This is a genomic window from Specibacter sp. AOP5-B1-6 (genome assembly GCF_052376555.1).
Taxonomy (GTDB): Bacteria; Actinomycetota; Actinomycetes; order Actinomycetales; family Micrococcaceae; genus Specibacter.
On the sequence record NZ_JBQSVT010000014.1, the window covers coordinates 21,736 to 37,676 of the forward strand.

The window sequence follows — 15,941 nt, forward strand, 5'->3', positions numbered from 1 at the left end:
TTATGAGTGATGACATCGAAGACGTGCTGACAAGCGTTGGGCCGCGGCTGAAGGCGTTGCGCCTGCAGCGGGGCCGGACATTGGCTGAATTGGCCGAGGCAACGGGCATTTCCATCAGCACGTTGTCGCGGTTGGAGTCCGGGCAGCGCCGGCCGAACCTGGAGTTGCTGCTCCCGCTCGCCCGCAGCTACGCGGTGCCGCTCGATGAGTTGGTGGGCGCCCCCGCGACCGGGGATCCGCGGATTCATCTGCGCCCCATCAACCGTCACGGCCAGACCATCATCCCGCTGAGCAGGGGCGCCGGCGGAATGCAGGCGTTCAAGCATCTGATTGCCGGCGGTTCCGTGCTGCTGCAGCCTGAGCCCAAGGTTCACGAAGGGTACGAATGGATGTATGTCCTGCGGGGGCAGCTGCGCGTCGTGCTGGGGGAGCGGGACTTCGTCCTGAAGCAGGGTGAAGCCGCGGAGTTCGACACGCGCACCCCGCACTGGTTTGGCCGGGCCACGTTTGAGAGCGTGGAGTTCCTGACTCTTTTTGGACCGCAGGGTGAGCGCATGCACGTTCGGGCGGCGCCGGCGAAGTAGCCGTCGGCCGGCGGTGTTGGCGGTCGTGAGGCAATTGGTGAGCTTTGCCGACGTCGTTCTTTGGTACATTGAGGCAAAACTTCAAGGGAGAGGTGCCCCGATGGCGACAATGGTTTTAGTTCACGGCTTATGGTCTGACGGCTCGAGCTGGGCCAAAGTCATCATGGAGTTGCGGGCATTGGGGCATGACCCCGTGGCCGCCCAGCTGAACCTGGAGTCATTCGACGACGACGTTGCCTCGGTCCGCCGCACGCTCGCCACGGTGCAGGGTCCGGTTTTGCTGGCGGGATGGTCCTATGGCGGTGCGGTCATCGGCGAGGCTGCCCGAGGCGTTGAAGCTGTGGAGGCGTTGGCGTACGTTGCTGCGTTTGCCCCTGCGGAGGGGGAATCTGTCAGCAGGTTGTCCCGCAAGTATCCCGGCAGCTTGATCTCTCACCATGTGGTGGTCGCCGGAGACTACACCTATATCAACAGGGAGGGCTTTGGCCAGCTGTTGGCCGCCGATGCTCCCGTGGATGTCGTTGCTGTTGCCGCCGCTACGCAAAAGATGGTCCGGATTGGCCTCGATGGCGTGAAAGTGGGTCCGCCCGCGTGGCTGGATCTGCCGTCCCACTATCTGCTCGCCACGGAGGACGCCTGTGTGCCACCGCTCCTGCAGCGGGAAATGGCCGCACGCATGGGCGCAGTCGTCACCGAAATTGCCTCCAGCCATGCCCCGGTGCTGTCACGCCCCCGCGAGGTTGCCGAGTTCCTCGACCGGGCGTGCACGGCAATGGTGCTCGGGAAGGGAGCGCGATGAGTCCCGGTTTTGACCTGAGCCGCTTCCTCGTGGCCCAGGATGAAATATACGACGGCGTCAAGGCCGAGTTGGGTGCCTGCCGCAAGACAGGGCACTGGATGTGGTTCGTTTTTCCACAGGCCGAGGGCTTGGGCCGCAGCGGGACAGCCCAGTACTTCGCGCTTGAGTCGCTGGAGGAAGCAATTGCGTACGCGGCGCACCCAGTCCTGGGCGCCCGGCTGCGCGAGTGCTGCCGCATCCTGCTGGACACCTCGGGACACTCCGCGGAGCAGATCTTCGGCGACCCTGATGTCTACAAGCTGCGCTCGGCCATGACACTTTTTCAGGCTGCTGCACCGGACGAACCAATCTTTGGCGAGGTCCTGCAGCGGTTCTACGACGGCATTCCGGACCCTGCCTCGGAGGGCATCCTGGGACGCTGGCGCTCATCGACCTGAACCAGTGATGCACGGCGTAGCCTAGCGGGAGTTTCCCGGTTAGCGGGTTCGAGACTGGTGTTATGCCTGGTCAGAGCCGCTTTTTGATGCGTCGGAGTGTATCACCTAACTTTTCTTTGGGGCCCATTTTTTGAGGTTGAAGATTTCGGCGAGGGTGGCATGGGTGTCGATTTCCTCGGTGAGCATGCGTCGGACCTTTGGGCGGCCTCCGGTGGAGGGGTAGATCATCACGGTTTCACCGATGCTTGCGAGGCGTTCGAGCAGTTCGCGGACGGAGTGGTGTTCCCCGGCGTTCTCGGCTTCGCGGCGCATGAGGTGGGCGATTTGCAGGGCCAAGACGCACGTGAAGGTATGAATGCGGATACTGTGCTCGGTCCAGTGATTCATCGGTGAGAACGAGACGACGTGGGGGTCCTTGAGTTGCCGGAATCCGAACTCGGCATCGGATTGGGATCGGTAGGCTTCCACGACGGCGGCAACAGGCCAGTCCTCGTGGGTGGTGACAAGGACGCGTTTGCCGAACACCTCATCCTCGAGTTCTGCCTGCGCTTCCTCGTTGACGGCGGTGGTGATGCGGTGGGTGGCCGGGGTGTCACCGGTGACGGCCACCTGAAGGACGCGGCGCAGCCATGAATCGTTCGTGATCGTCTTGATGTGCGCGGCCAGCTCGTCGGTGGTGCGGCGGGCTTTTCCGCGGGCCAGGGTCTCGGCCAGCTCGCCCAGTGTGGTCTGGGCTTTGGCCAGGGTCTGGGCGAAACCGGCAACCTGCTTGGCATGCAAGGTCGGTGAATGAGTCAGGATCACCCGGCGTTCGGTCCCGTAAACCACCCGGCGGGTCTCGGTCGCGGTCAGCCCGGCAAAGCGTTTCTTATCCACGACCTTGCGGTCTTTAGCAGGGATTTTCAGCAGGTCCGCAACCTGTGAGGGCGGGACGGAGCCCACGAAAGCCAGGTTCGTGTCGGTGACGCGGGAAAAGTTGCTGGCGGAGTTCTGTCCGGCATCAAAAACCACCGTCACCTCCGGCGCAGCCGTGGCCCCGGCCGTTTTGGCGAGCTTGCGGTGCCGGGTCCCGAGGGCGTCGATCATCAGCGGGAACTGGGTGACGTCGGGCTTGTTCCCCGGGTAGGCGTGGGCCAGCAACGGGATCCCGCCGTCGCGGGTGATGACCAGTCCCAAACCGATCAGGCGCAGGTCGGCGCGTTTCTGCTTGGCCTTGCCGCGCTGGGCGATCGGGGCCGCCTCGTTGGCTGAATCAATGTAGGTGGCGAAGTTTGTCATATCCAGTGCCAGGGCGGAGATATCGAGATCGAATTCGGTGACCATCGCCACCGCGATGCGTTCCTCAATCACCGCGAGTTGGTCAAGGCTGAGCCGGTGCGTGGCTTCCCAGAACTTCCGGTGATCCAGCACGGAAGCGGGGATCTTGGTGAAGCGGTCTGCCGCCGTGGACTTCCACCAGTCAGCGAAGCCCAGCTTCGAGGTGGGTGCCACGACCCGGTTCAAGGCCGCCAGGGCCAAGAAGGTGCCCACCGACGCGCCGGCATCCTTACGCCGGGCACCCACCACCGAATCGATGATCCCGGCAACATCCAGGCGCTGCAGAATACCCCAGACCGCGGCACTGTCACCGAAACCCAAATGCTTGCTCCGGCCCGGAACAGAGACTGCTTCCTTGGCATCGAGCAGCTTCTCAATGTCCTTCGCACTGCCCAAGTACCGTTCGGAGACCATCTTCGGCTTCCCGTCCACCCGCGCCATTTCACGCAGGTACCAGTACACGCTGCCGTTGACAGTTTTCTTATAGAGCGCCATACCACATATCATACTTTAGGTCATACACATTTTGGTGAAATGAAGGCGCCGACACGCCGCAAGCTACGCGGTTTCTATTTTGTCGGAGCCTTCAAAAACGAAATAGCCGGGAAACTCCCGCTAGAGCCATGACCGCCACAGATGCCGGCATGACCGCCGGACCCCTTGAAAGCAGCCCGCCAGCAAACCTCGAAACCCACCGTGTGTTCAACCAGCCGCCGCCCCGCGTGGACGTCAACGAGTACACGGCGAACGTCCCGCTTGCGGAGTACCTGCAAACTGTTGGCGAAGCGGAGGTGAAGGACGCGATTGAGTCGACGGGCGCCGTCGTGGGTTCAGCGCAGTTTCAAGAGGATGCCCGGCTGGCGCACCGAAATCCGCCGATTCTGCACACGTACAGCAAATACGGGCAGAGAATCGACGAGGTGGAATACCACCCCTCGTACCACCGCATCATCTCGCAGGCCGTTGCCGCCGGGGCGCACACTTCCGCGTGGGAGCATCCCGGGAAGGGTGCCAATGCGCTGCGGGCGGCGCAATTCATGCTGTTCGCACAGGTCGAACCAGGCCATGCCTGCCCCATTTCCATGAGCCATGCTGCAGTGGAGTCCCTCCGTGGGGCGCCGGAGCTTGCAGGGGAGTGGCTGCCACGGTTGTACTCCCGCCAGTACAGTCCGGAGCTTTCCGCCGGCAAGCCCGGAGCGTTGTTTGGCATGGCCATGACGGAGAAGCAGGGCGGCTCGGACGTTCGCGCCAACACCACCCGTGCGGTGCCGGCCGGCGGGCACTTCCTGCTCACCGGCCACAAGTGGTTTTGCTCGGCACCCATGTCGGACGCCTTCCTCGTCCTGGCGCAGGAGGAAGCGGGGCTTGGCTGCTTCCTGGTGCCGCGAGTGCTGCCCGACGGCGACCGGAACCCCTTCATGATCCAGCGGTTGAAGGACAAGATGGGCAACCGCTCCAACGCTTCCTCCGAGGTTGAATTCGCCAAAACTGCCGGCTGGCGGGTCGGCGAGCCCGGCCGCGGCGTGCGCGCCATCATGGGCATGGTGGGACGAACCCGGCTGGACTGCATCCTCGGCACGGCCGCCGGCATGCGCCAATCGGTGGCCGAGGCCGTGTGGCATGCCCGCCACCGCCGCGCGTTTGGCGCCCGGCTCATCGACCAGCCGGCCATGGCCAATGTGCTGGCGGACCTGGCGCTGGAATCCGAGGCTGCCGCCGTCGTCAGCATGCGGCTTTCCCGGGCTTTTGACGACGACGCCGGACCCTCCGAACGTGCTTTCCGGCGCCTGGCGACGGCGGTCACCAAGTACTGGGTCTGCAAGCGCGGGCCCAATCACGCCTATGAGGCGATGGAGTGCTTGGGCGGCAACGGCTACATTGAGGATTTCCCGCTGGCCATGCGCTATCGGGAGCAGCCGGTCACGGCCATTTGGGAGGGAACGGGCAATGTGATTGCGCTGGACGTGCTGCGGACCATGGCCACCGAGCCGGAATCTGTGGATGCGTTCTTTGCTGAATTGCGTGTCGCTTCGGGTGCGCACCCGGTATTTGACGATTTTGCCGCACGGCTCAAGGAGCAATTGGCGCCCATGCGGTCGGCCCCGGCTGACTTTGCCGGGCAAGCCCGCAATGTGGTGGAAAAGCTGGCGTTGGCCTTGCAGGCATCGCTGCTGCTGCGCTTTGCCCCGTCCGCGGTGTCGGATGCGTTTGTTGTCTCCCGGCTCGGGGCCGACCGCTCGTTCAACTACGGGTCCCTCCCGCCGTCGGCCGATTTGGCAGGGATCCTGGCACGGGCGTAGCTGCACGGGATCAACTGCTGGCTCAACTGCTGGCTCAACTGCTGACAAAGCGGCGGAGGCGACCTAGTATGTTACTCATGAGTAACAATGCGAATGGCACGGTGAACGCCAGGGATTTGTCGATTGCCTCGCGGGGCGGCGGAAGCATTCGCGGTACCTTGCGGACGCCGTCGGCCGATGAGCCGCTTGCCCTGGTGGTGATCCATCCGGCCACTGCTGTCCCCGAGCGGCTGTATGCGGGTTTTTCGGAGTATTTGGCTGGGCAGGGCTATGCCGTTGTCACCTACGATTTCCGCGGCACCGGAAGATCCGGCGCTCCGAGGGCCGTCCGCGGACTGCGCATGCGGGACTGGATGGACCAGGACGTCCCCGATGTGGCGGAATGGTCGGCGGCGCGATTCCCGGGTTTGCCGCGGTTCGCCGTGGGCCACAGCATTGGCGGGCACGCGCTGGCATTGGGGTCCGGGGTGGAAGGCCTGCGTGGAATGGTGTCCATTGCTTCCCATGCCGGGGTCACCGCAACCGTTCCGGCCTTGCCGGAGCGGGTCAAGGTGTGGCTGACGCTCAGTGTTGCGGGGCCGCTGACCGGCCGGATTCTCGGCTACATGCCCGGCAAAAAGCTGGGACTGGGCGAGGACATTCCAGCGGGCGCGATGAGGGAATGGGGCCGCTGGTCACGTCTGCCCGGGTATTTCTTTGACGACCCAACCATGGACGCCTCCGAGCGGGCGGCAGCCGTCACCGGGCCGCTGCTGGCGATCGGATTCAGCGACGATCCCTGGGCGACACCGCAGCAGATTGACGCGATCACGGATCACTTGACCGCGGCGGACGTGGAACGCCGGACGTACTCGCCTGCCGAATTCGGCGTTGCGGCGATCGGGCACATGGGCTTCTTCCGCCGAGGACTGCGCGAGGGGCTTTGGCCTCAGGTGGCGCAGTGGCTGGAGGAGCGGCGGCACGGGTGACGCAAGTTGAGGGTGGCAGTCAGACCGCGCAGCCGCCCCTTCTGTCATTGCCTGCGCCGCACCCGCCCGTAGCCGCCGGCGCAACCACCTCCCGAAACCGCCCGCGCAACCACCTCCGATCGGGCCAGCTTGGAGCGAGGGTGGGCGGCGGCGTCGTGCCTTATTGGTGTGCGGCAGCTGACACGCGGCAGGCATTCTCTTGGGAAATCCGGCGCAGCAATGCCCAGAGCAGCAGTCCGATGGACAGTACCGCCAGAACTGGTTGCACCGGCTCAAAGAACTTCATGGCCCCGGTGGTGCCCAACGCCAGCAACACCAGCTTGTTGCAGACGGGGCAGCCGACGGCAAAGAACGCCAGAAAGGATCCAAACATCCCGGACTTGTTCGTGGCGCCGGTGCGGGCAATGGGGGATGCCACATAAGTGGCAATCAGCAGCCCGGTGAGCAGCGAGGTGGTGCCCAATGCCGCGTGCGACCACCAGGTGGGCGGAATCTCGCGGGCAAAGAACGGGTTGGGGATCAAGACGGTCGGAATGGCGACCACCACATAGACCACCAGAGCCGTCGCGGCGAAGACCGTCCAGCGCCGCAGCGGCCAGCCGCGCAAATTGCGCGTGACGGTGGGGATCATGTCAGCCCCCGTCCCGGGAGCTGCGCTCGCGGCCGGCGTCGTGATCGGCGTCGCGGCCGGCGTCGTGATCGGCCCGGCGTTCAGCGTCGTGTTCGGCCCGGCGGGACCGCCACAGATACACGCCGCCCGCGGCAAGCAGCACCAGCAGCGCGGCAACACCGAAACCAACGTTGGAAATCTTCGACGAGATCCCCACGACCCACGACTCCGCCTCGAACTGCGCGTCGATGCCCAACACCCCGCCCAGCGAAGCTGTGCCCTGCGTTGACAGCAACAGCACGCCAATGCCAATCGACAGGAAGCCGGAAACGACCATCCACACGGAGTTTTTCCACGGGCCGAGCTGGAAGCGCCGCGGCTTCAGCCAGCCGCGCTCGCCGAGCCGGAATCGGGTCCAGAACAAGGACAGGATGCCCAGCGGCAGGGCCATGCCCAGCGCAAAGATCGCCAGCATGAATCCGCCATAAAGCGGATTGCCGCCGGCCGCTGCCACTGCCAGGACCGAACCCAGGATCGGGCCGGCGCACACACCCGCCACACCGTAGACCGAACCCAGCACGAAAACGGACACCGCGGACGTGCCGTCGGCACCGGCCCGGCGGCTTAGACCGGGAAATTGAACTCCGATGATCTGCAGCACCCCAATGGCCATCACCACGCCAGCCGCAACCGTGATCAGCACATTCCGGTTTTGCATCACCAGGGATCCCACCAAGCCGGCGAGCAGGCCCAAAGGCACCAGCGTCGTCAGCAGGCCCGCGTAGAACAGTGCCGTGCGGCCCAGCAATTTGGTGGGGCTGGCGAACGCATAGGCAAAAAACGCCGGAAGCAACATGACCGAACAAGGGCTCAGGAGGGTGAGGATTCCACCCAGGAATGCCCCCGTGTATCCAATGTCCACAGCTACTTGGCCTGTGCCAATGCTTCGTCAATCACCTGGATGAAGACTTCCAGCGGCTGGGCCCCGGGAATCGCCTGGTTGTTGATGACAAAAGTGGGTGTGCTGTTCAATCCCAGTGCCGTTCCCTCGGCCAGATCGGCCTTGACCAGCGCCTGCAGTTCGGCGCTCTTCAGGTCCGCCGTGAACTTTGCCAGGTCCGGCATCCCAACTTGTTCGGCAAACTTCACCAACACCGGCTCGGTCAGTTCGGCCTTGCCCTTCTCGGGTGCAGCCGCGTAGACGGCCTCGTTGAACTCCCAAAACAAGCCCTGCGCAGCTGCGGCGCGGGCGGCCACTGCCGCATTCACCGAGGAATCGCCAAATACCGGCAGGTCGCGCCATTCAATGCGCAACTGCCCGGTCTCAACATACTTCTTCACGATTTCGGGCTGGGTCTTGCGCGCGTACACACCACAGAACGGGCACCTGTAATCCGAGTACTCGATCATGACCACGGGGGCATCCACTGCGCCAAGCGCCAGCGGATCCGACGGAGTCCGCCGCTCCAGCTGCGGCCCCGACTCCGGAGTTTGATTGCCGGCCGAGCCGCCGGCGGACGGTGAGCCAGGTCTGACGGTCGGGTTGGCGGAATTCAGCCGGCTCTCACCGGCAGCAGCGCCGACAAAAATAATGGCCAGAACAAGGACAGCGCCCAGCACCAGGGCCAGGACAACATTCCGGGTCTTCTTCGTTTTCACGTTTACATTCATGGGGAAACTTTCGGGATCGCGCAGGCGCAGCACCTCCGCGGCCGCGGGAATCCGGGCCGGCGGCAGCGCACCATGCATACATATATAAGGACACGTTCGACGCCGGACAACCACCCATGCTTTTCATGCTGGGTTGGGTGCCGGCGCACCGTGGTCTACGTCCTGACGATCCCCAGGTCCAGATGTGTCAGCGCCGCGGGAATCCTGTCCGACAACTGTGCCGAGGCGGTATTCGCCCGGGCCCGGTCGGGAAGTCCTGAGCCGGCGTTCCCGGGGGAGTCCTGCAAATGCGCCAAGGTCGGGGCAACAGCATTGCTCTCAACCCGGGCTTTGTCCCGTCCCGGGACGCAAGCCGTCAATACCTGGCCGGAGGTTTCCAGCCGTGCGGCTTGTTGGCCTGTGGCCTGGCCGGCAGCCGGGCTCGTAGAGGCGTACGGCTGCGACACGGCCGAAGCACCTTGTGTACCGGGATTCTCCTGCGCTCCGGGGGAGGCGTTTGCGCCTGTGCAGCCGACGGTGACGAGCAGGAATGCTGCGAAGGCCAGCAACAGGCCGTGGGCAGCCACGCGGATGAAGGAGCTGGTGCTTCGCATCTGCTCTCCTCCCTTGCCCGTGTGGTCTCACAATTGGTGCCTGCCCGGTCGGATCCCGGCACATTGGCCCCAACTATACGTCAGCAGCCTTGTGCGACAGCAGCCGTGGGCCCCGGGGCGAACTGGCGGCAGGGGGAAGCCGGTGAAGGCTGGGAAGACACCCAATGCGGGGGAGAAGGAAGCTGGGAGGCCGGGGGGTCGGTGGTGACGTGGGCTGGGAGGCTGGTTTCGGCGTCGTGCATCCCCATGAGGGCGCAACTCTTTCCGAGATGACGGATGAACAACAGGGAAACTTTGAGTGACGTGTCACGGTCAATTTCTCTGGGATCCCCGGAAACTCCACGTTTTCCCAGACTTCTCACAGCCTCGTCGCAGCTCAAGTGATCCGGCTCTCAAGATTTAATGGCTTTCCGCCATTTGGTATGTATACTTGGACGTAGTTGTAGTGTTGCGTTTTTTGTAGTTGAAGCGATGCCGGCCCTCGGGCAGACGTCGCTTTTCTGGAGAAGCGGACTTACACCGTATACGGAGGCCCGAAGGTCGGGCGGAATCTCCAACTTCAGAAGGAAATAGAAATAATGGCAACAGGTACCGTCAAGTGGTTCAACGCTGAAAAGGGCTTCGGCTTCATCTCTCCCGATGACCAGTCACAGGATGTTTTCGCGCACTACTCCGCGATCAACTCCTCGGGCTACCGCTCCCTCGAAGAAAACCAGAAGGTTTCCTTCGATGTTGAGCAGGGTCCCAAGGGTCCTCAGGCAGTCAACATCCAGGCTATCTAATTCTAAAGAAAACGTGCGGGCAACCGCGCATTCTTTAGTCCTTAGGGCTTGAACAGATAAGGTTCGGGATTTATCCCGGGCCTTATCTGTGTTTAACGAACAATTTTGGTCTCGGACCCACTGGGGGTTACCGGCCAGAATGTGTTGGTTGGCGGCTCCGCTGCACATAGGTGCACATAAAGTGGGGAACTCCACCGGCGCTGTGCGCGGCTCAGGGGGCCGCCATGTGGGAACATTGAAAACGATGAACACGAAAGCGGCCAAGCGCCAAAGCGACGGGATTCCCATGCCGCTGTGGCTGCAAGGGGCATTTGAGGCTGCTCAAATGTTTGTAATATCTGCCTTGATCGTGGCTGTCCCGCTCGCCGCCACCTGGTTTGCCGGCGGTTTTGCCGAGAAGGATCCCTCGGTCGTTGCCAGATTGGCCGGCCAGATCTGGCTTCTGGGACATGGCGTCCCCCTCAGCGTGACAGTGGCCAGCGGGCCCAGCTCCGCGACGGTGGAATCGGGCACATTCAGCCTGCTGCCCCTGGGGCTGCTGTTAATTCCATTTTTCCTCTCCTGGCGGGCCGGCAGAAGGTTGGCCAGGGCTTCCTACACAGACCAGCTGTGGCAGCCACTCCTGAGCGCCGTTGCCGTCTACGCGGCCGCCGGACTGGCCACAGGCTTTGTCTGCAGCACTCCCGAAATTGATGCGCCGTTGCTGGGAAGTATGCTGATTCCCATCATTCCGGCTGCCGCGGGACTCATCATTGGTTCACGGTTGGAGGCAGGGTCGTGGAGCCGGCTGATCGGCATGAGCGCCGCGGACTGGATCGCCAAGACAAGTCAGGACCAGCGCTGGGCCGGATCCTACGCTTGGACCGTACTGCGCTCGGGCTTTGTCGCCGTCATGGCCGCGGTGTCGCTTTCGGCCTTGCTGTTGGCGGTGAATGTGGCAGCGCGCTGGGGTGACATCATCGGCGTTTATCAGGCTCTGCGTCCGGGTGCCATGGGCGGGGCGGCACTGACGCTGTCGCAGCTGGCCTTCATGCCCAACCTGGCGATCTGGTCGCTGGCCTGGGCTGGTGGCGACGGGTTCAACCTTGGTGTTGGATCGACAGTGTCTCCCCTGGGCACGGCGGTTGCACCCGTGCCGCCCATTCCGGTTCTTGCTGCTCTTCCCGCAGGGGCCATGACATGGGGTTTTGCTGCGCTCCTGATCCCCGTAGTGGCCGGCCTGCTTGCCGGCTGGTGGTTTGTGCGTGCCGGGGAAAATCACTTTGACGAGTGGCTTTCCCTCAAGGTCCGCCAGCGGTGGCTCTCACTGCCCGGGTCCACGTTGTTTCTCGGCGCGGTGACTGGCATCGTTGCGGCTGCCATCACCTGGGTGCTGTTCTGGCTTTCACAAGGCTCTCTCGGGATTGGCCGGTTCACCCAGTTGGGCCCGGACCCAACCACTGCGGCACTGTGGGTCGGTGCGGAGGTGGGGATCGGCGTCGTGCTTGGTTCCCTTCTGGCGCCGTGGCTCGAAGGTGAACGCGACGGGCTGCCACTGCTGCGCCGCAATGAAGAAGCCGCCGAATAGGGCATGCGGGTCCTTGCCCCTAAAATTGTGGGCATGCGCATAGTTGTTTTAGTCTCCGGGACAGGTTCAAATCTTCAAGCCGTGATCGACGCCGTCGACGCCGGCAGCCTGCCCGTTGAAATCGCCGCGGTGGGCGCCGACCGGCCGGACACCTTCGGCATTGACCGCTCCTCCGCCGCCGGGCTCGATACCTTCGTGGTGAACTTCAAGGACTACGCAAGCCGTGCCGAATGGGATGCGGCGCTTTTGGCAACCGTGGCCGGCTACAAACCCGATTATGTTGTGTCCAGCGGTTTCATGCGCATCGTCGCCCCGAGTTTCATCAACGCCTTCGAGGGCCGCTACGTCAACACCCACCCGGCACTGCTGCCGTCGTTCCCCGGCGCCCACGGTGTCCGCGACGCCATGGCCTACGGCGTGAAGGTCACCGGCTGCACCGTCCACTTCGCCGACGCAGGCGTGGACACCGGCCCCATCATCGCCCAGACACCCGTCGCCGTGCTCCCGGAGGACACGGAAGAGTCGCTGCACGAACGCATCAAGGTGGCCGAACGCGAGCTGCTCATCCAGGTTTTGGGAGAGCTGGCCCGCGCCTGAGCCGAACCCCTGAGGGGGAGGTTGTGAGGGGATGTTAGGGGCGTGGCGATTGTTCAGGGGTGCTGCCGGAGAGCAGCCGTGATTTCTTCCGGTCAAGGAACCAGGCCGAAACCTTCCCGACGAGCCAGCCGAGAACGATGGAAAAGACGATCGCAATGACCACCGCCACCTGCGTCGAGATGCCGGGCCAGTACTGCGTCAGGATGCCGATGCCGACGGCGTAAATGGACCAGACCGCGGCTGAAACGAACGAAAACACCGTAAACGCCCGCAGCGGGTATCCGGCAACGGTGGCGGCGATGTTGGAGGAGAGCCGGCCGAGCGGGATGAACCTTGAGGTCAGCATGAACATGTAGGGCCGCTGTGTCAGCCTCCGCGTGGCAGCATCAACCGCGCGTTGGCGCCGTGGCCCACGGACCGAGCCCAAGCGTGTGTGGCCAAACAATTTAGTGAGCCAGTAGGTCAGCAGGTCCCCTGCCATGGCGCCGACCATCATGGCAAGCACCAGCGGCAGGGCCTGCGGTCCGCCGTCGAGCCCTGCAAGTGCGCCCAGCGCCACAAATACAGTGGTGCTGGGAACAGGCGGCAGGACGGCGGAGGCCATCACGAACGCACCGCCGATGAAGTAGATCCAGATGCTCGCCAGAAAGCCGGTGGTGTCGGCTGCGAGATCCATGGAGTCCTTTTCGTTGATGGCGCGGTGGTGCCGTTGCCGGGATGAAAGCTAGTTTAGATTCTACGGCCGGAGGGGCCAGTCGCGGCAACGGCACCGACCGGCGCTGCGTCTTTTGCGTTGCGCCGGTCAGTTCCGGCGCTACTTGCGGGTGCGGCCCAATGCCAGTGAGGCAACGGCTGTTGCGGCGGTGACCGTGTACACGGCCGGCCAGGCACCCATCTTCTTGGCGAGCGGGTGGGAGGCGCCAAAGGCCAGCACATAGGTGGTGGCCAGGGCAGCGGCCGTTCCGGCGCCGGCATTCTTCTTCCAGCCCAGGAACGCCGCGGTGCCGGCCGCCGCCAAAACGGCCCCGCCGAGCTGGCGGTTCTTCGTGGCACGGGCTGTTTGGTAGCCGCCGAGCAGACCGGCGGTGGCGAAGGCGGTGGGAAGGAGGGCGCTCATGGATGGTCCTTAAATAGCTGGGGAATTCATTGTCGGCAACAGACTACCTGCTCAACGTGGAGGAATCCTGAGCGTCCAGGACGCAAGCTAATCCAGTGCCGCGCCCTTTGTCTCCGGCGCTGAGAACGCCATCCAGACCACGGCCAGCACGACCAGGCCGCCAGTCAAGGCAAACGTCAACGGCAGTCCCAGCACCGGCCACAGCAGGGAACCGAAAATCAACGGCACCAGCCCTGCGCCCACCCGTGAAATCGTGGACGCCCAGCCAAAGCCGGTGGCCCGCAAATGGGTGGGGTAGAGCTCCGAAACGTAGGTGTACAGCACGGGGATGGCCACCTGGACGACAAAGCCAAACACGAGCAGCCAGATTTGTGCGGCAATGGGAGCGTCAAGGACCAGGGCGAAAATCACGAGCGACAGCGCCGCCAGCGGCCCCGTCACGGCCAGGATCCACTTCCGGCCAAGGCGCTCAACCAGCAGCGCCGCGGCGATGACACCCAACAAGCCGATGCCGGTCATCGCGGCAGTGGCCATGAACGCCTTGTTTTGGGCGTACCCCGTGGCCACCAGAATGGACGGCATCCACGTCAAGGCGCCGTAGTACACCAGCAAAATGGTCAGGAACAACGACCACGCAATTCCGGTAATGCGCCAGTTGAAACGCCACAGGCCGGCGAGCTGGTCGGTGATCTTTCCCAAGGAGAGCTTTGGCGCTGTGGCCGGATCGGGCAGCGTCCACGGCCCCACGGTGGCCCCGGTCCGCTCGATCAACCGCTCGATGACGGCCTTGGCCTCGGCGGGACGGCCGGCACGCACCAGGTACAGCGGCGATTCCGGCACACCCACCCGCACCCAAAAGACCAGCAGCGCCGGCAGCACCATGACCAGCATCAGGTACCGCCAATTCCCAAACGAGGCCATCAGCACGGCCGAGACCACCCCGCACAGCGACGCCCCAATCGGCCACCACGCGTCCATCGCCGTCAGTACTCGGCCGCGGTGTTTGCGCGGCGTGAACTCGCCCACGAGCGCATAGTCCACGGGAATGCAGCCGCCCAGCCCAAAGCCGGCCAGGAAGCGGAATACACAAAACAGCACGATCTCGTTGGAAACGGCCCCGAGCACCGTGAAGATGGAGAAGATCAGCAGCGTGAGCGTGAACGCTTTCTTGCGCCCAATGATGTCCGCGATCGACCCCCACGCAAAAGCGCCCACGGCCATGCCGATCAGGTTGGCCGTGCCAATCCACGCCGCCTGGCCCGGACTGAGCCCCCACTCCTTGGACAGCAGCGGTATGAGGAAGCCGTTGAGCGTGACATCCCAGGCGTCAAACATGAAGCCGAGCCCGCCAATGAGGAAAATGCTGCCCTGCACGCGCCACTTCCAGGGCAGCTCCTGCACGACGCGGTCGCCGGTAAGTGTGGGCGGTGAAATGCTCATGAGGCCTTGTCCTGGTCAGTTAGGGTCATTTTTACCAGAATAGACGACGTCGGACACCGCCTTGCGCAGCCCGGTCGCGTCATCCCCGTCCCGGCGGGGGCTCACCCGGTTGGTCAGCAGGGAGACGGTGAGGCCGTGCTCCCTGTCGATGAGCAGGGAGGTGCCGGTGAACCCGCCGTGCCCACGGGCTTCGCGGCCTGCCGTGCCCATCCAGGGCTGCTGGTTGATGCGCAGCCCCAGTCCGTGCCCAAATCCGGGATCGGCGGGGTTGAAATTGTTGCCCAGCATGTCGGGCAGCTGGCTGCGCCACATCTCCGCGGCGAGGCCGGGGGAGAGGATGCCGGGCAGGCCGTCCAGGAGTGCCGCCCCAAACACGCGCAGCCCGCCGGCGGTGGCAAACATGCCCGCGTTGCCGCTGAGCCCGCCCAATGACCAGGCGGCCTCGTCGTGCACAATGCCCCGGACCAGGCCGCGGCCCAGCGACGGCTGGAACTCCGTGGGTGCGCAGTGCTCCACGCGCGGGGTGCCGGTAATGCGGTCCGTGGCGAGCCGCCCGAGCACCCGTTCCTGGACCAGGGCAGCCCACGGCGTGCCCGTCACGTGCTCGGCCAGCGCCATGATCGTGTTGAACCCCGCGCACGAGTACTCAAAGCGTGTCACCGGCGCGGCCTCCAGCGGCGTGTCGAGCAGGTCCGCAACAAGTGCCTGGCGGTCAAAGGCGCGTCCCTCGTCCAGGCTGCGCTCCCAGCCCCGCCACTGCGACGGCAGGCCCGAGGTGTGGGTGAGCAAATGGCGAAGCGTCACGGCCGACTTGGCCCCGCGTCTGTACGCGGGCAGCCGTCCGCCAATGGCCGCATCCAGCTCCAGCTCGCCGCTGTCCACCAGCGACAGCGCTGTCACGGTCGTGAACAGCTTCGTCACGGAGGCCAAATCAAAGTACGTTTCCGGTGAGGCTGCCCCGGCAGCGATTTCAGGCAGCCAATCAAGGCCAAGCACGACGGCGCAGCTTGCCGCGGGTGCGACCCCATCCGCCACGCACTGGTTGAGCAGGCGGCGTATGTCTGATTCGAGGTGTCGGTGGGTGGCAGTCATGGGTGGCTCCCGGCGTCGTGCGCTGTCTGGATTGTCAGGGTGGTCTGGGTTGTCGGAATGGAGGGCG

The 15,941-nt window shown here is 64.2% G+C and carries 17 protein-coding genes; 8 read left to right on the forward strand and 9 right to left on the reverse strand.

Going from position 1 to position 15,941, the window contains the following annotated elements; genetic code table 11:
• The first annotated feature begins 2 nt into the window (after window positions 1–2).
• The 3 genes from ACT3TS_RS09130 (at window position 3) to ACT3TS_RS09140 (ending at window position 1,820) form a co-directional block, all read left to right on the forward strand.
• Window positions 3–584 (forward strand): helix-turn-helix domain-containing protein, encoded by a 582-nt coding sequence (locus ACT3TS_RS09130; protein WP_444531195.1) that lies wholly within the window; start codon window positions 3–5, stop codon window positions 582–584.
• Between the two features lie 109 nt (window positions 585–693).
• Window positions 694–1,383 (forward strand): alpha/beta fold hydrolase, encoded by a 690-nt coding sequence (locus ACT3TS_RS09135; protein WP_444531196.1) that lies wholly within the window; start codon window positions 694–696, stop codon window positions 1,381–1,383.
• Window positions 1,380–1,820: a DUF1810 domain-containing protein gene (locus tag ACT3TS_RS09140; RefSeq protein WP_444531197.1), complete on the forward strand. Its 441-nt coding sequence runs from the start codon at window positions 1,380–1,382 to the stop codon at window positions 1,818–1,820. Before ACT3TS_RS09135 ends, ACT3TS_RS09140 begins: the two co-directional genes overlap by 4 nt.
• A gap of 105 nt (window positions 1,821–1,925) precedes the next feature.
• Here the strand turns inward: ACT3TS_RS09140 and ACT3TS_RS09145 are convergent, their stop codons facing one another.
• On the reverse strand, window positions 1,926–3,632 hold the full coding sequence (locus ACT3TS_RS09145; RefSeq protein WP_444531198.1) for an IS1634 family transposase: 1,707 nt from the start codon (window positions 3,630–3,632) through the stop codon (window positions 1,926–1,928).
• A 128-nt stretch (window positions 3,633–3,760) separates the two neighbouring features.
• Between ACT3TS_RS09145 and ACT3TS_RS09150 the strand changes: the two genes are divergently transcribed.
• Window positions 3,761–5,437: an acyl-CoA dehydrogenase family protein gene (locus ACT3TS_RS09150; RefSeq protein WP_444531199.1), complete on the forward strand. Its 1,677-nt coding sequence runs from the start codon at window positions 3,761–3,763 to the stop codon at window positions 5,435–5,437.
• Between the two features lie 77 nt (window positions 5,438–5,514).
• Entirely contained in the window at window positions 5,515–6,405 is an 891-nt protein-coding gene (locus ACT3TS_RS09155) for an alpha/beta hydrolase family protein (RefSeq protein WP_444531200.1), read from the forward strand.
• 160 nt (window positions 6,406–6,565) lie between these two features.
• On the opposite strand, the gene ACT3TS_RS09160 is transcribed toward ACT3TS_RS09155, so the two are convergent.
• The 4 genes from ACT3TS_RS09160 to ACT3TS_RS09175 form a co-directional block, all read right to left on the reverse strand.
• On the reverse strand, window positions 6,566–7,036 hold the full coding sequence (locus tag ACT3TS_RS09160; RefSeq protein ID WP_444531201.1) for a hypothetical protein: 471 nt from the start codon (window positions 7,034–7,036) through the stop codon (window positions 6,566–6,568).
• A 1-nt stretch (window position 7,037) separates the two neighbouring features.
• A complete protein-coding gene (locus ACT3TS_RS09165) occupies window positions 7,038–7,937 on the reverse strand; it encodes a cytochrome c biogenesis CcdA family protein (protein WP_444531202.1) in 900 nt (299 codons plus the stop codon).
• Window positions 7,938–7,939: 2 nt separating this feature from the next.
• A complete protein-coding gene (locus tag ACT3TS_RS09170) occupies window positions 7,940–8,686 on the reverse strand; it encodes a DsbA family protein (RefSeq protein WP_444531203.1) in 747 nt (248 codons plus the stop codon).
• A 155-nt stretch (window positions 8,687–8,841) separates the two neighbouring features.
• Entirely contained in the window at window positions 8,842–9,279 is a 438-nt protein-coding gene (locus ACT3TS_RS09175) for a hypothetical protein (RefSeq protein WP_444531204.1), read from the reverse strand.
• A 578-nt stretch (window positions 9,280–9,857) separates the two neighbouring features.
• Here ACT3TS_RS09175 and ACT3TS_RS09180 point away from each other — a divergent pair.
• From ACT3TS_RS09180 to purN, 3 genes are all read left to right on the forward strand, one after another.
• Window positions 9,858–10,061 carry a cold-shock protein gene (locus tag ACT3TS_RS09180; protein ID WP_038467205.1) on the forward strand — a complete coding sequence of 68 codons (204 nt, stop codon included), beginning with the start codon at window positions 9,858–9,860 and terminating at the stop codon, window positions 10,059–10,061.
• Window positions 10,062–10,305: 244 nt separating this feature from the next.
• Complete coding sequence (locus tag ACT3TS_RS09185) at window positions 10,306–11,628, forward strand: cell division protein PerM (RefSeq protein ID WP_444531205.1); 1,323 nt, start codon at window positions 10,306–10,308, stop codon at window positions 11,626–11,628.
• Window positions 11,629–11,661: 33 nt separating this feature from the next.
• Window positions 11,662–12,225 carry a phosphoribosylglycinamide formyltransferase gene (gene purN / locus ACT3TS_RS09190; protein ID WP_444531206.1) on the forward strand — a complete coding sequence of 188 codons (564 nt, stop codon included), beginning with the start codon at window positions 11,662–11,664 and terminating at the stop codon, window positions 12,223–12,225.
• Window positions 12,226–12,259: 34 nt separating this feature from the next.
• Here purN and ACT3TS_RS09195 read toward each other — a convergent pair whose 3' ends face one another.
• The 4 genes from ACT3TS_RS09195 to ACT3TS_RS09210 form a co-directional block, all read right to left on the reverse strand.
• Window positions 12,260–12,901, reverse strand: a complete 642-nt coding sequence (locus ACT3TS_RS09195) for a DedA family protein (RefSeq protein WP_444531207.1) — start codon at window positions 12,899–12,901, stop codon at window positions 12,260–12,262.
• 138 nt (window positions 12,902–13,039) lie between these two features.
• Window positions 13,040–13,342 carry a hypothetical protein gene (locus ACT3TS_RS09200; RefSeq protein ID WP_444531208.1) on the reverse strand — a complete coding sequence of 101 codons (303 nt, stop codon included), beginning with the start codon at window positions 13,340–13,342 and terminating at the stop codon, window positions 13,040–13,042.
• A gap of 87 nt (window positions 13,343–13,429) precedes the next feature.
• Complete coding sequence (locus ACT3TS_RS09205; protein ID WP_444531209.1) at window positions 13,430–14,782, reverse strand: MFS transporter; 1,353 nt, start codon at window positions 14,780–14,782, stop codon at window positions 13,430–13,432.
• Window positions 14,783–14,797: 15 nt separating this feature from the next.
• The gene (locus tag ACT3TS_RS09210) at window positions 14,798–15,874 is read right to left on the reverse strand and encodes a serine hydrolase domain-containing protein (RefSeq protein ID WP_444531210.1); all 1,077 of its coding nucleotides are present in this window, start codon (window positions 15,872–15,874) and stop codon (window positions 14,798–14,800) included.
• Between the last annotated feature and the right edge of the window lie 67 nt (window positions 15,875–15,941).

Excerpts from the sequence above, each read along its gene's own strand:
- ACT3TS_RS09200 (WP_444531208.1), bottom strand. The coding sequence starts at position 13,342 with ATGAGCGCCCTCCTTCCCACCGCCTTCGCCACCGCCGGTCTGCTCGGC.
- ACT3TS_RS09135 (WP_444531196.1), top strand. The coding sequence starts at position 694 with ATGGTTTTAGTTCACGGCTTATGGTCTGACGGCTCGAGCTGGGCCAAA.
- purN (WP_444531206.1), top strand. The coding sequence starts at position 11,662 with ATGCGCATAGTTGTTTTAGTCTCCGGGACAGGTTCAAATCTTCAAGCC.
- ACT3TS_RS09170 (WP_444531203.1), bottom strand. The coding sequence starts at position 8,686 with ATGAATGTAAACGTGAAAACGAAGAAGACCCGGAATGTTGTCCTGGCC.
- ACT3TS_RS09150 (WP_444531199.1), top strand. The coding sequence starts at position 3,761 with ATGACCGCCACAGATGCCGGCATGACCGCCGGACCCCTTGAAAGCAGC.
- ACT3TS_RS09140 (WP_444531197.1), top strand. The coding sequence starts at position 1,380 with ATGAGTCCCGGTTTTGACCTGAGCCGCTTCCTCGTGGCCCAGGATGAA.
- ACT3TS_RS09195 (WP_444531207.1), bottom strand. The coding sequence starts at position 12,901 with ATGGATCTCGCAGCCGACACCACCGGCTTTCTGGCGAGCATCTGGATC.
- ACT3TS_RS09145 (WP_444531198.1), bottom strand. The coding sequence starts at position 3,632 with ATGGCGCTCTATAAGAAAACTGTCAACGGCAGCGTGTACTGGTACCTG.
- ACT3TS_RS09160 (WP_444531201.1), bottom strand. The coding sequence starts at position 7,036 with ATGATCCCCACCGTCACGCGCAATTTGCGCGGCTGGCCGCTGCGGCGC.
- ACT3TS_RS09185 (WP_444531205.1), top strand. The coding sequence starts at position 10,306 with ATGAACACGAAAGCGGCCAAGCGCCAAAGCGACGGGATTCCCATGCCG.
- ACT3TS_RS09155 (WP_444531200.1), top strand. The coding sequence starts at position 5,515 with ATGAGTAACAATGCGAATGGCACGGTGAACGCCAGGGATTTGTCGATT.
- ACT3TS_RS09175 (WP_444531204.1), bottom strand. The coding sequence starts at position 9,279 with ATGCGAAGCACCAGCTCCTTCATCCGCGTGGCTGCCCACGGCCTGTTG.
- ACT3TS_RS09205 (WP_444531209.1), bottom strand. The coding sequence starts at position 14,782 with ATGAGCATTTCACCGCCCACACTTACCGGCGACCGCGTCGTGCAGGAG.
- ACT3TS_RS09180 (WP_038467205.1), top strand. The coding sequence starts at position 9,858 with ATGGCAACAGGTACCGTCAAGTGGTTCAACGCTGAAAAGGGCTTCGGC.
- ACT3TS_RS09130 (WP_444531195.1), top strand. The coding sequence starts at position 3 with ATGAGTGATGACATCGAAGACGTGCTGACAAGCGTTGGGCCGCGGCTG.
- ACT3TS_RS09210 (WP_444531210.1), bottom strand. The coding sequence starts at position 15,874 with ATGACTGCCACCCACCGACACCTCGAATCAGACATACGCCGCCTGCTC.